This is a genomic window from Paenibacillus sp. FSL K6-3182, from assembly GCF_037976325.1.
Taxonomy (GTDB): Bacteria; Bacillota; Bacilli; order Paenibacillales; family Paenibacillaceae; genus Pristimantibacillus.
Genome location: NZ_CP150265.1, coordinates 7,156,818 through 7,171,229, shown reverse-complemented (window position 1 = coordinate 7,171,229; position 14,412 = coordinate 7,156,818). Strand labels below are relative to the sequence as shown.

Here is a 14,412-nt window from a genome sequence, read left to right as displayed (position 1 = left end):
TTGTAGCATATAATGAGGCTTGAACATACACCGTGCTTGGAGTATGATCGCATTAGCTTTAACATAAAACTGAGGTGCTATAATACGGATGGTTATAATGCAAAATGCATCTGCAATTATTATGCTGCTAAACATTTTTTTGGCGATTACGGTTATCTTTCTAGAGAGGCGCAGCGCAAGTACAACTTGGGCATGGCTGATGATTCTTTTTTTCATCCCCGTTTTCGGCTTTGTTTTGTATTTAATATTAGGGCAGAAGGTACGTAAAAGAAAGCTGTATAAGCTGCTGGGCGATAGTCAGCGCATTATCGAGCATACGGTCGAGAGGCAAATGCGCCAGCTGCGAGAAGATGAAATTGTATATAATGATCCGGCGATGCGAAGTTATCAAGACATGATCTATATGAGTCTGAAAACGAGCTATGCGGTATATACGAGCAATAATGCGGTTGAGATCTACACGGAGGGCAATCAGAAGTTTGATGCGCTGCTTAAGGATATAGAATCAGCCCAGCATCATATTCATCTCGTTTATTATATCGTCCGAGACGATGAGCTTGGCAGAAGATTGGTTAAGGCGCTGGCAGCGAAAGCGGCGGAGGGCGTAGAAGTCAAGTTTTTGTACGATCATATAGGAAGCTCAAGCTTGCCGAAGCGTTATTTTGCGGAGTTGATTGCAGCAGGCGGCAGGGAAGCGGCGTTTTTCCCATCGCGAATTCCTTATTTGAATTTAAAAATCAATTATCGCAATCATCGCAAGCTCGTTATCGTTGACGGACAAGTCGGTTATATTGGCGGCTTCAACATCGGGGACGAATATTTAGGATTAAACGAGCATTTCGGCGAATGGCGGGATACACATCTTAGAGTTCGCGGCAATGCCGTGCTGCAGATGCAGGCGCAGTTTCTGATGGATTGGAATTTAGCGGCTTCCGGTCGAATTGAGCTTAACGAGCTGTATTTCCCAATTATGAGCGATGATACGGGAACAATTGGCATGCAGCTTGTAGCGAGTGGCCCGGATACGCAATATCAGCAAATTAAAAATGGTTATATCAAAATGATTTATTCAGCTCGGAAAACAATCAGCTTACAAACGCCATATTTTGTACCGGATGAAAGCTTGATGACCGCGCTGAAGATCGCTGCCCTGTCTGGGGTAGATGTACGTATTATGCTGCCGAGCAAGCCGGATCATTTCTTTGTATACTGGGCAACTCATTCTTATTTGGGAGAGCTTCTCGCAGGCGGAGTGAAATGTTATATGTACGAGAAAGGGTTTCTTCATGCAAAAACGCTTGTCATCGACGGCAAGGTGGCGTCCGTTGGAACAGCCAATGTCGATATTCGCAGCTTTAAGCTTAATTTCGAGATGAATGCGTTTATCTATGATACGCAGACATCGGCAAAGCTGCAACGCATTTTTGAAGATGATGTCAAACATTGCACGCAGTTAACGGAACAAGTTTATGCTAATCGTCCAATCATCAATCGATTGAAAGAATCAATTTCCAGACTTCTCAGTCCAATCCTATAGACAAACATCAGTCTAATCCAATAGACGCAAATCAGTCCGAGCCTATAGACGCACATAAGAAGGGCTTCTGCTTATCTAAGATAACCAGAAGCCCTTCACGTGCTTGGTAGAGAACTATTCAATTTATTCTAACGCTCCAATCCGCTGTTTGCCTCTTCTTCGTCCTTTCGAATTTGTTACAAACCTATCGACTTCGATCCTCATTTTATTGACCTCGATCAACTTCCTTTCGATTTGTTTCAAATCCTTGTTGCTTGTAAGTACTTCTCATCCATATGATCGACTACATCCGTCTTCGCTATTGTCCCAGCATGTCCGGCAGTGCTTGAATGCTCCTTCCCGAGATTATGAGACATGCATCGCTAACCTACTTCAATGGGCTATCCCCTCTCGTTTAAGATAGGCTTAGTATACACCTTTATTTGAATTTTGTAAATATTCAGATTATTTAATTCGACAAAAAATTTTGTGTTGTTTTTTTAGGTGTGATTTTGCGAGTGAGGTGGGGAGGGTTTGCATCTTAAAGTAGTATAAGCTGTTGATCATGGTGAGTGAAGTTGCGCATGATGGTAGGGGGTGTAGAAATGGTTGCAAGAGCTGTAAACGCGACAAAACATTGACTATTATGCCCGCCAGCGTTCAACCTGTACTTCATACACCTCAAACAGAAACTTCTGTGTCCGTCACCATTTTTGTAATGAGCGTAGAAGTCGAAGTTAATGATGAGTGGAGTTCATGCTTGCCTCTAACGAACTCAAAAGTCGTTATTATAATGATTTAGGCATAATCTGAATTCTAACGAACTTAGAGAACGCTATACGCTCAAAAATGAGTTGAATCATTGATTTTGGAGGCTAATAGGGTTATCTGGGTTCGTTACGTTTGCAAGAGTGTGAAATTGAAGCAAATAAGACTTCTGGGTTTCGTTTCAACTTTTTGCGAGGTGCTTTTGTAGATAGCGTGTGGCTTCTGTGTAAAGTTAATGAGCTTCCATATTGTTTCGTCTAGTATTGGTTGTGGCTTTGAGCCGCCTTTTGGAATAAGGAGGATAAAGGAAAGCTCATGAGGTTGACCGTTTTCGACCTTCAATTTATACTTAGTCTAAAATCAGTAGTTAAAGGAATGATCTTTTTATGAATAAAATTAACTTAACGATACAGCGCAAGGCCATCTTTGAAGTTGTGCAGCAAGCCCATGATCACCCGACGGCGGCCGATGTCATTGAACGGCTTCGGGGCAAAGGCTTCAACTTCGCTTACGGCACCGTGTACAACTCATTGCGGTATTTGACAGACGTGGGTCTCATTAGAGAATTGAAGCTTGGAGAAACAGTTAGCCGCTATGATGCTCGGACGGATGAACATCAGCATATCGTGTGTACTGTATGCGGGCGCGTGGATGAAGTATTGACCGACTTGCCGAGTGAGTGGATGGAGAAGGTCGCTTTGGAGACGAAATACAAAATCGAGCATGTGCAAGTTGTATTAGAGGGGGTTTGTGATCAATGCGCGACGAAACAACCACAATGAACAACGATTATATGAACGAGGGCATGCCGCTCGACCAGAGTGCAGCCGCTGGCTATTCAGAGGAAGAGCTGCTGCAAAACGGGATGCTTTGCTCGATCACGAAGCGGGTCATGATTATTAGTCCGTTTCCAGAGAGGGTCAAAAGCCTGCTTGTCGCACTTTCATCCGAATGTTTTGATGTGTTTTCATTGCATGATTTCAATAAAAGCATGCTCCAAAGCTTGCAGCCAGAGCTGCTCGTATTTGATGCGATTCCTGTAGCTCAAGCTGCCGCGAGCCATACGCTGCAAGCAGGTGCAGAACTGGTAGAAGCGGCTGAGCTGCATGCGGTTCCTGTCCTCATTTTAATGGATCAAAAATCGTATGATAGCCGTGAAACTTTTGCCCTTGGCGCATCTGAGCTGCTAGTCTGGCCGGCTAAACCTGAGCAAGCGATAAAACAAATCAACCGTATGCTTCTGAATAAGCCAGCAGCAGCTGCGAAGGCGGATAGCGACATTCGTGTGTTTAAGGATATTGCAGTTGATCTCAAAAAAATGACCGTTGATCGGGCGGGGCAGCGAATTGAGCTTACGAAGACGGAATATGATTTGCTTCTGCATTTCATGACATCAGACGGTTCCGTTCTAACGCGTGAATCTTTGCTCGATACCGTTTGGGGGCTGCATTTCTATGGAGGCAGCAACTTGGTGGATGCTCATATTAAGAGCTTGCGCAAAAAACTAAAGGATAGCGCCGTAGCGCCAAAATATATAGTTACCGTGCGTGGTGTAGGCTACCGGATAGCGGATATTCGTGACTGAGGGGTAAGTGCATCATTTTAGGTAATGAATTTCACCAGCATGCTGTGGTTCATGAAATATTCATTTTTCATTCATTAGGCTTTCATGACAGTTGACCGTTGATTCGATAAGATTGTTTTATGAATTTAGATCAAGTCTAAATATATAAAATGATCGATGAGGTGCTATCATGGAAAACTATATGACAACGAATCAAGGCACGCCGGTTGGCGATAATCAAAACTCGCGCACAGCGGGGCAGCGTGGACCAACACTAATAGAGGATTACCATTTGCTTGAGAAGCTTGCGCATTTTGATCGGGAGCGTATTCCAGAGCGTGTCGTGCATGCTAGGGGAGCAGGCGCACATGGAGTATTTCGTACGGAAGTTAGTATGAAGGATCATACGAAGGCTCTTTTTATGCAGGAGCCGGGAGTAGAGACGCCTGTATTTGTACGCTTTTCAACGGTTATTAACGGAACAGGCTCGCCGGAGACGGCGCGCGACCCACGCGGCTTTGCGGTAAAATTTTATACGCAGGAAGGTAACTATGATCTTGTTGGAAACCATTTGCCGGTATTTTTCATTCGAGATGCGATGAAATTTCCTGATATGGTGCATTCCCTCAAGCCGGCGCCAAATACGAATGTCCAAGAGCCTGCGCGCTACTGGGATTTCATGACGCTCTCCCCAGAATCGACGCATATGCTCACCTGGTTGTTCTCCGATGACGGAACGCCTGCTACTTATCGTGAAATGGACGGATTCGGCGTTCATGCCTTCAAATGGATTAATGATGATGGTAAACCGACCTATGTTAAATATCATTGGAAGTCGCTGCAAGGAGTACGAAACTTTACAGCAGCTGAAGCTAGCGTGATGCAAGGCAAAGACTTTAACCATGCGACACGTGATTTACATGATGCAATTGAACTTGGCAACTTCCCAGAATGGGAGCTTCATGTACAGCTTATGCCTGTCGATCATGTGGAACGGTATGCGTTTGATCCATTAGATCCAACGAAGGTGTGGCCGGAGGATATGTATCCGTTGCAAAAGGTAGGCACGATGACGTTGAACCGCAACCCAGTAAACTATTTTGCTGAGGTTGAGCAATCTGCTTTCTCGCCAAGCACACTTGTACCAGGAATCGAGCCATCGGAGGATAAATTGCTGCAAGGCCGATTGTTCTCTTATCCGGATACTCAGCGCTACCGCCTTGGAGCGAACTACCTGCACATTCCAGTAAATTGCCCGTATGCACCTGTTCGCAACTATCAACGAGATGGTGCAATGACAATGCATGCAAATCCTTCTCCAGTGAATTACGAACCTAATAGCTCATCAGAGAGTCCAAAGGAAGCAAAGACTAACGGGGATTCTTATGTACCTCTTCAGGGACAGGCTGGCCGCCAAAAAATCGACAAAACTGACGATTTCACTCAAGCGGGCGAGCGCTATCGCTCATTGCCTGAAGAACAACGAGCAAACCTAATCGCCAATTTGACTGGTGAGCTGGAGCAAACAAACGATGATATAAGACTCCGCGCCATCTGCAACTTCTTCCGAGCTGATCGCGAACTAGGCATGAAGCTTTCGCAAGCGCTGGGCGTCGATATCCGCAAGTTTGTACCTCAGAGTTAATTCAAAAGCAAACGGGAACATGATGACAGAAGCACGCTGAATATGCGTGTTTCTGGGTTTCCCATCTACATATTCTTAAATCCACTTGAAGCCATGAGTAAGCTTAAAAGCAACCTCCAACTACGAGAAACCACAATCGGTCAATCTTAAATGATTAACCCATTCAAGACGAGCGATTTAACTAAAAATGAAGAAACTTTTAAACACCCAGTACTCTACTCAACAATCTACGAACTATTGAACCGACCCACGAACCCACGAACCCACGAACCCACGAAACAAACTAACCAATTCTTTCAATATCAACTAACAATAGCAGGAAAACCTCCGGCTAATTATGCTAATCCAGCTGATTTTGCTCACTTAGAAGGAATATCTCCCGTTAATTTGTTGGATATTAGCAAATTAAGCTGAGATGGACAGTATTAACAGGAGAAATTCCTCTTAAATTAGTATTTTCCGTAAAAAAGTGTGAATTAGCGGTAGAAATTCCAGTTAAGCTACTTTTCTTTGAGGAGACAAGTTATGGAGGCAAGTAAGTTACATTTCTTATGCGAAGGTTACGTTCATTTTAACCAAATCACTCAACATCAATTAACACTAACAGGAAAATCTCCATCTAATTTTACTAATTCGGCTGATTTTAGTCATTTAGAAGGAAAGCCTCCCGTTAATTTGTTGGATATTAGCAAATTCCGCTGAAATGGACTGAATTAACAGGAGAAATTCCTGTTAAATTATTATTTTCCGTAAAAAAGGGTGAAATAGCGGTACATATTCCAGCTAAGTTACTTTTCTTTTGAGGAGACAAGTTGAGGAAGCATTTTAGTTGCGTTTCATGCCAACTGATCGTTTATATGAGGTGGATAAGGTTGGACTTTCAGTCAACGGATAAGGTTGATATAACGCTAAAAAGAATGCAAGAACAACACTATTCTTATGATTCCAGATGCCTTATAATCAATGACAAGAGACGAAGAACGTCCCGTTACCACTCACTCTAGAGTGGTGACGGGACGTTTTCTATTTTCCAGAGGGGATGATTGAAGGTGACTTATGAGGAGGCGCATCGCACATTTATTCAATACCATTTAGATAAAAGGCCAGGGGAACGTCGCGGAAGGCTGGAAAGAGGACATGGACATGCGGAATCCAAATTTTTGTGTATTGTCTGGTGGCCTTTGTGTGGAGATTTTCGAAACCTGCATCCTGAGTATGAAGTGTTGGATTGGCGCGGCAGATCCTATTTTGCAGATTTTGCTTGGTTTTCGGGTACTGTAAAGCTCATTATTGAGATCAAAGGATTTGCATCTCATGTTAGAGACATGGATCGACAAAAATATTGCCATGAACTAAACCGCGAAACCTTTTTGCATGCGATGGGCTATCCGGTCATCTCTTACGCTTATGATGATGTTGAGAAAAACCCTGAGATATGTATGACCATGCTTAAAATGGTGATGAGCAGGTACCAGGCTAGGCGAGCACCAATAACACGAATTCAACTAGCAGAGAAAGAAACTATACGGCTTGCAGTTCAACAGGCTCATTTAATCAGGCCAAAGGATGTGGAGCGCCATTTTGGTATTGATCATAAAACAGCAGTAAATTTATTGAAAAAGTTATGCTCAAAAGGAGGGCTTATCCCTCTTTATCGTGGCGATCGACAACGAGTCGTAGGATATGAGCTCGCTCATGACTTTCTTAATTTTCTGGATTAATGGTTCAATCATTATTGCGACCGGCTTCAGCTTCTTTCTTACATCGCAGCTTCCATGAAGCTAAATGAAAATGAGGAACTTTTAGATCAGAAGAAAAGCTTCCATAGACGGTCATAGGCTTAAAAAAATAGCGTATGTTTGCGATGTTTATGGTTTTGAAGTACGATGGAATAAAGAGTAGTTTATTGCTGCCTTGTAAAGGATTAAGAGCATTTTCGCGATTATAAAAATAGGGCATCCACACCATGAAAACGGGGGTAATTAGCGGTGCTGCTGTCAACGCAAGTGATTCAAGTTGGTTCCATCGTCATATCAGCTCTGGCCGGTCTTACACTTATTATCCTGCGTATGCGCGCTGGTAAACGGCCGACCTCATTGCGCAAAATCATCATACCGCCGTTAGGCATGGCAACAGGCTTCGTCATGTTTGCCTTTTCCCAGACGCATATTCCATGGTTTTGGGGGTTAGCCGCTTTTTTGACCGGCATGCTGATCTTTGCTTTCCCATTAATCGTCACGACCCGCTTGGAACGCGTGAAGTCGGAAATCTATGTCAGACGATCTAAGGCGTTTGTATTTATTATGCTGACGCTGTTCATAATCAGGCTTTCTCTACATAGTGTCGTAGAGCAATATATGTCGATTCCGCAAACCGGGGCGGTTTTCTATTTGCTCGCTTTTGGCATGATTCTACCATGGCGCTTGGCTATGATTAGTGATTATATGAGACTGCAAAAAGTAGAAATGTAAGTTGAATGGGGGAGAATGTATGGATTCGAAGCTGACAGAACGAGTGAAGCTGACCCAGAGCAAACTTAGAAGACGGACACTATCTGCGATTTTTCAAGAATTTGATCAAAAAATAATGAAGCTTGAGCGCGGCAAACGTGAAGAAAAGTATCTTAAAATGTCGGAAACGCCATTTTCTTTTTTTCGCGGCAGCGCTTATTTGTTTTATTTTGACGCATCACGAATTTGGTTTCCTTATCACACGCCAGAGGGGCGTCCCACTTGGGCTCAGGGCGATCTGCACTTTGAGAACTTTGGTGCTTTCCGCAATGAGCAAGGTACGCTCGTCTATGATGTGAATGATTTTGACGAAGGTTATCTGGGCTCGTATTTGTATGATTTGATGCGAATGTCGGTAAGTATAGCGCTCGTCGGCAGGCTTAAAGGACAAACCCATGCTAATCAGATTAGCGCGGTTGAAGCTTATCTACAGGCCTATTCCAAGCAGATGCGTCGATTCGCAAAGGGCAAGGATGACCCTGGCACCTATGTGATTGATATTGAGCGTGCGGAAGGTCCCGTCAAGAAGCTGCTCAAAAAACTGCAAAAACGCAAGGATCAGCACTTCCTTGAAAAGGTTACGGCGCTCGTACAGGAGCATAGGCAGTTTGCAACGACAGATGAAATTGTATCTCCGACTGACGAAGAACGTGAGGCTTTATTGCAAGCATGGCCGATGTATTTAGATACCGTCAAAGCCGATGACTCAGAAGAATTGCGTCATTTTCAGGTAAAGGATATTGCAGTGAAGCATGGCTCGGGGACAGCATCTATTGGGCTCGATAGATACTATGTACTGATTGAAGCAGGCGAAGATGCACAAGGCGAGGACGATATCGTGCTTGAGGTAAAGGAAGTGCGCGTTCCAGTTCCAGCTTATTTTATGCCTTATGATGAGACATTTTGGTCTATGTTTGAGCATCAGGGACAGCGCGTCACCATGACTCAGAGAGCGATGCACCATGAGGCAGACCCGTATCTTGGATGGCTATCTATTGGAGAGCGGCAGTTTTATGTGCGTGAGCGATCACCATATAAGAAGCGGCTTAAGCTAGAAGCGCTTGATACGGCTGGAGACTTGCTGTCGGTTACGACGAGCATGGGCAGGCTGACTGCAAAAATGCATGCGCGGGCGGATGCCGATGTAGCGCAAGGGATTCTCGCGTATCACAGTGAGATTGAGATTGTGAAGGCGATGGGCAATGACGAGGATGCTTTTTGCACGTCAATTGCCAATTGGGCGCTGTCCTACGCGGATCAAGTAGAGCAGGATTATGCTTTGTTCACGGAATGGCTGGGCAGTAGAAAGAAGCAATCGCAATTATAAATAATATGACTGCACTGAGGTGCGAGGTAACTCGCAAGAGGAGCAGTCTTTTTTTTTTTTGCGTAGCAGCTATAAAAAAACGGTGGTCAGCGTAGGGGATTACATATAAAGACTGGATTATCGGTTTTAGAACCATGCTTCGCTTTTCCTATAAAGGCTTTAGGTTTGACATTCATTTGTTTTGCATGGTATTCTATGTAATAATTAAATTGTGTACAATTTAATTTATTATAACTCACATATTTTAGAGGAGGCAATAAACAATGAGCATTTACTCACATGAGCTGCAAAGCATTAATGGTAAACAACAAAGCATGGAACAATATAAAGGGAAGGTGCTAATTGTCGTCAACACAGCAAGCAAATGCGGCTTTACACCACAATACGCGGATTTGCAAAAACTATATGAACAATATAAAGACCAAGGCCTTGAGATTCTTGGTTTTCCAAGTAATCAATTTGGCGAGCAGGAGCCGGGTGCAAACTCTGATGTTCAAAGCTTTTGCCAGTTGAACTACGGAGTGACATTCCCTCTTTTTGAGAAAACTGATGTACGGGACGAGACCGCTCATCCTCTTTTCAAGCAGCTAACGGAAGATGCGCCTTTCCAAGGTTTTGATACAAGCAACCCTAGCGGTAAAATGCTCAATGCTTTCCTTTCGGAGAAGCTGCCTCATTACCTCGAAGGCAACTCAGTCAAATGGAACTTTACTAAATTTCTAATTGACCGTGAAGGCAATGTCGTAAAACGGTTCGAATCGACCGATGAACCTTCCGATATGAAGGCTAATATCGAGCAGCTGCTATAGTGCTCCCTCACTTAAAAATGAAATAGATGCGGCTTCCGGGCGAAAAAAAGCCCATTTAATGGTTGTTTTAGTCGTTTTGTAGGTAAGACTGGCGTCTAATGACGAATAGCTTCCTTATAACCAAACATTCTTCGATGTGAAGGACTATACTTCGACCTTTGGAAGTGAATGCAAAGCTTACTTCTATATGCGTGAATCGGATGGTTCTTAGAAGTGATATAGAATAAAGTAGGATCATTACGGACAACGAGATGTGCGAGGCTAGATCAATATGCTAACGCAATGCCGTAAAATCAACGGGTAATTGCTGAGGTTTTGATAGAGTGAACAACGAGCAATAGATGGGTTTTTAATTGGGAGAACAACGGATGCGACTACACGTTCACACAGCGTCTATTAAGCAAAATGTGATTGGCCTAACCTCAGTTTAAGAGTTAATTGTTGGGTTCATCATGCACTTCATACTGTGCCTTACTACACTGCAATTCATTTGAAAATATCGTACTTATCATCTATTAAATTAATATAAGATAGAAGTTGAAAATGGACAGAAACGATTAATCGTTTCTGTCCATTTTTTGATGGTCCTAAATATCTAAAATTCGATATTCGAGCATTTTTCGATCACGAATTAAAGTTGTAAATATGCAATCATATTCAGATAAAACTTTTTACGAATTCAATATATTTCTTTATTATATAGGGATTTATGCATTACAAGTACGTGGATGAATCAACGTTTAAAAAGGTTTATATATGCAAAAATAAAAGTTATTCAGTCCTGTTAACTAGAATCAAATGAATAAATAGAAGTGAAAACGGAGCGGCAATGAGGCAGTGTGAAATATGCTGATTTATGATGCCGTTCGTGACACCATTCTGATGATTGGCGAAGCACAAAGTAACCATCGTCAATACACATTCCAGCCTGTTGGATTGTGTGATTTTCAAATGAAACTATAACGGCTCAGAACGTGCGCTTGCAGATATATTTTTTGAAAAAGGTTATACTACCCATCGGAGCAATAGATAAGTCGCAGACAGCTTAGATTACTACAGGAGGAATGGCTTATGAAGGATCAAAAACAAGAAGGAGCCTCACAAAGCGAGGAGAGCGGTACAGGGGAGCGGTTTACGTCCTCAGGATTTATTTTGGCGGCAATAGGCAGTGCGGTCGGACTCGGCAACATGTGGAGGTTCCCGTATATTACAGGTAAATATGGAGGAGCGGCCTTTTTTCTTCTATTTTTTATATGCATGCTGTTAGTAGGTCTGCCGGTGCTGCTAGCGGAACTATCAGTAGGTCGAGGCGGCCGCGGCAATGCGTCCTCTTCGTTCACGCGGCTGGGCGCGCATAAGATGTGGAGCGGCTTCGGCGTTATTATCATTTTGGGAGCGTTCGTTATATTGTCGTTCTATGCGATAGTCGCAGGCTGGACTTTGCATTATGCGATGCTGTCTTTTACAGGGCAGCTGTTTGAAAATAATGATTTTGCGCAGCAGTTCAGTGATCTTAATGGAAGCTGGATGCCGGTATTCTGGCAATTCATCGTCTTGCTTCTAACGGGCCTGATCATTATTCGAGGTGTATCGGCAGGTATTGAAAAGGTTAATAAAATTTTTATTCCAGGGCTGCTTGTACTGCTCATTGTACTTTGTGTGCGTGTTATGTTTCTGGATGGAGCCGGCGAAGGCGCAGCCTTTTTCCTAAAGCCTGACTTTAGCAAGCTGACAGCGGAGTCTGCATTCGTAGCGCTTGGCCATGCCTTCCTATCCCTTTCCCTTGGCATGGGTACCATTATTACTTATGGGGCGTACGTGGATAAACGGCAGTCGCTTTCTCTAGCAACAGCAGCAGTAGGTACAGGCAATATTGTTTATGCACTTCTTGCAGGACTGATTATTTTCCCTACTACCTTCGCATTTGGACTCGAGGCTTCGCAAGGCCCTGGTCTCGTATTCGTAGCCTTGCCTGCAGCATTCTCAGCGATGCCGTTAGGGTGGCTGTTTGGAGGGCTGTTCTTCGTAATGATCGCCTTTGCTTCGCTTACTTCAACCATCTCACTGCTCGAGGTGCCGGTTGCTTTCGTTCGCGAGAAATTTGGCTGGAGCCGAAGCTTTTCAGTTATTTTGTTATCCATTCTTTGCTTCGTTATTGGGGTGCCATCGGCGTTATCGCTTGGTGACAAAATACCTTGGCTTACGTTTGGCGGGAAGTCGTTTTTTGACTGGGTTGATTTTGTATGCACAAACATCGTTCTGCCGCTTGGCGGACTAGTCGTTACTATATTTGTCGGGTATGTATGGAAAGGCGGAGCTAAGGAGTCAGGCTTGTCTGCATGGTGGCTGCGAGTATGGTTATTCATGCTGCGTTATGTGGCGCCAATTCTGGTATTGCTCGTATTTCTTTATTCTTCCGGCATTATTTCGTTCTAGTGCTCTGGATTGCTAGGCTCGGGAGCATGCTCTGAAAGTGGCTGATACATACTAAGTATTATAATTTGACGGGAATTTGTGTATTATAAGAGGATAAATATTTTCCGTGGGAAAGGTTGGTCGCAGATGGAGAATGCAGTAGATAACAAGTCCTCATCCTCGAATTTTATAAAAAGCATCGTAGTCGAAGATTTGAAGAGCGGCCAAGTGAAAGAAATCGTCACTCGTTTTCCGCCAGAGCCAAATGGCTATTTGCATATTGGACATGCCAAGTCGATTTGCTTGAACTTTGAGCTGGCTGATGAATTCAAGGGCAAGACAAACTTGCGTTTTGACGATACGAATCCGTTAAAAGAAGATACTGAGTATGTAGAGTCCATCCAAGAGGATGTTCGCTGGCTTGGCTTCGAATGGGACGACCTTCGCTTTGCTTCCGATTATTTTGAAGAGCTTTACAATCGTGCGGTGTTTCTTATTCAAAAGGGCAAAGCATATGTATGTGATCTGACAGCTGAGCAAATGCGCGAGTATCGCGGCACGTTGACAGAGCCAGGCAAGGAAAGCCCGTATCGGAACCGTACAGTAGAGGAAAACCTTGATTTGTTCGCACGCATGCGCGCAGGCGAATTTAAGGACGGCGAAAAGGTGCTGCGCGCAAAAATTGATATGGCATCACCGAACATCACATTGCGTGATCCTGTGCTGTATCGCATTGCGCATACGCATCATCACCGTACAGGAGATGCTTGGTGCATCTATCCGATGTATGACTATGCTCACCCGCTAAGCGATGCCATTGAAGGCATCACGCATTCGATCTGTACGCTGGAATTTGAGGACCACCGTCCACTCTATGATTGGACGATAGCTGAATGTGAGATGGCTTCCACACCGCATCAATATGAATTTGCCCGCCTGAACGTAACGAACACCGTTATGAGCAAGCGCAAGCTGAAGCAATTGGTGGATGAAGGGGCAGTAGACGGCTGGGATGATCCGCGTATGCCAACGATCAGCGGTTTGCGCCGCAAAGGCTATACACCGGAATCGCTGCGTGCTTTCTGCCGTGAGATCGGTGTATCGAAAAGCAACAGCCTAGTGGATGAGCGCAACCTGGAGCATTTTATAAGAGAAGACTTGAAGCTGAAGGCACTTCGTACGATGGCTGTATTGCGTCCGCTTAAAGTGGTCATTACAAACTATCCAGAAGGTCAAACCGAGCTGCTTGATGCCGAAAATAATGCGGAAAACGAAGAGATGGGAATCCGTCAAATTCCGTTTTCGCGTGAGATATACATTGAACAGGATGATTTCATGGAAAATCCTCCGAACAAATATTTCCGTCTGTTCCCTGGCAATGAAGTGCGTCTAAAACATGCTTACTTCATTACATGCCAAGAGGCGATCAAGGATGCAGAGGGCAATGTGATTGAGCTGCGCTGTACCTATGACGTGAAGACGAAGAGCGGATCCGGCTTTAATGAACGTAAAGTGAAAGGCACCATTCATTGGATTGAAGCTTCTCAGGCGATAGCTGCTGAGTTCCGTTTGTTTGAACCGCTCATTACGAGCGAAGCGGAAGATGAAGGCAAACCTTTCATGGAATGCATCAACCCGAATTCACTTGAAGTATTGCAAGGCTTTGTTGAGCCTAATATGAAAGATGCTGTGGGCGGCGATAAATTCCAATTTTTCCGTCACGGCTACTTTAATGTAGATCCGAAGGATACAACAAATGAGAAGCTTGCCTTCAACCGAATCGTTTCATTAAAGAGCTCGTTCGATCCGTCCAAGGCGTAAACCCGTCAAAAATAATACAAGCCTGCCTTGCCTGAGT

General features: G+C 44.0%; 11 protein-coding genes. 10 read left to right on the top strand and 1 reads right to left on the bottom strand.

Annotation, left to right across the window (positions count from 1 at the left end):
• Positions 1–88 precede the first annotated feature (88 nt).
• From cls to MHH56_RS31360, 5 genes are all read left to right on the top strand, one after another.
• Positions 89–1,537, top strand: coding sequence for a cardiolipin synthase (cls, locus tag MHH56_RS31380; RefSeq protein WP_339205444.1), 1,449 nt, complete (start codon positions 89–91; stop codon positions 1,535–1,537).
• Between the two features lie 1,133 nt (positions 1,538–2,670).
• Positions 2,671–3,066 (top strand): transcriptional repressor, encoded by a 396-nt coding sequence (locus tag MHH56_RS31375; protein WP_076266298.1) that lies wholly within the window; start codon positions 2,671–2,673, stop codon positions 3,064–3,066.
• Positions 3,042–3,869: a response regulator transcription factor gene (locus MHH56_RS31370; protein WP_339205443.1), complete on the top strand. Its 828-nt coding sequence runs from the start codon at positions 3,042–3,044 to the stop codon at positions 3,867–3,869. Before MHH56_RS31375 ends, MHH56_RS31370 begins: the two co-directional genes overlap by 25 nt.
• A gap of 169 nt (positions 3,870–4,038) precedes the next feature.
• Positions 4,039–5,493 (top strand): catalase, encoded by a 1,455-nt coding sequence (locus MHH56_RS31365; RefSeq protein ID WP_339205442.1) that lies wholly within the window; start codon positions 4,039–4,041, stop codon positions 5,491–5,493.
• 1,049 nt (positions 5,494–6,542) lie between these two features.
• Positions 6,543–7,214, top strand: a complete 672-nt coding sequence (locus MHH56_RS31360) for a DUF559 domain-containing protein (protein ID WP_339205441.1) — start codon at positions 6,543–6,545, stop codon at positions 7,212–7,214.
• A gap of 4 nt (positions 7,215–7,218) precedes the next feature.
• On the opposite strand, the gene MHH56_RS31355 is transcribed toward MHH56_RS31360, so the two are convergent.
• Complete coding sequence (locus MHH56_RS31355) at positions 7,219–7,494, bottom strand: hypothetical protein (protein ID WP_339205440.1); 276 nt, start codon at positions 7,492–7,494, stop codon at positions 7,219–7,221.
• Here MHH56_RS31355 and MHH56_RS31350 point away from each other — a divergent pair.
• The 5 genes from MHH56_RS31350 to MHH56_RS31330 all read left to right on the top strand — a co-directional run bounded on the left by MHH56_RS31350 (position 7,482) and on the right by MHH56_RS31330 (position 14,375).
• Positions 7,482–7,964 carry a cytochrome c biogenesis protein CcdC gene (locus tag MHH56_RS31350; protein ID WP_339205439.1) on the top strand — a complete coding sequence of 161 codons (483 nt, stop codon included), beginning with the start codon at positions 7,482–7,484 and terminating at the stop codon, positions 7,962–7,964. The two genes, MHH56_RS31355 and MHH56_RS31350, sit on opposite strands and share 13 nt — an antisense overlap.
• Before the next feature lie 19 nt (positions 7,965–7,983).
• Positions 7,984–9,330 (top strand): DUF2252 family protein, encoded by a 1,347-nt coding sequence (locus MHH56_RS31345; RefSeq protein WP_339205438.1) that lies wholly within the window; start codon positions 7,984–7,986, stop codon positions 9,328–9,330.
• A gap of 263 nt (positions 9,331–9,593) precedes the next feature.
• Entirely contained in the window at positions 9,594–10,139 is a 546-nt protein-coding gene (locus MHH56_RS31340; protein ID WP_339205437.1) for a glutathione peroxidase, read from the top strand.
• A 1,071-nt stretch (positions 10,140–11,210) separates the two neighbouring features.
• Entirely contained in the window at positions 11,211–12,575 is a 1,365-nt protein-coding gene (locus tag MHH56_RS31335; protein ID WP_339205436.1) for a sodium-dependent transporter, read from the top strand.
• Positions 12,576–12,701: 126 nt separating this feature from the next.
• Positions 12,702–14,375, top strand: coding sequence for a glutamine--tRNA ligase/YqeY domain fusion protein (locus MHH56_RS31330; RefSeq protein WP_339205434.1), 1,674 nt, complete (start codon positions 12,702–12,704; stop codon positions 14,373–14,375).
• Positions 14,376–14,412 lie beyond the last annotated feature (37 nt).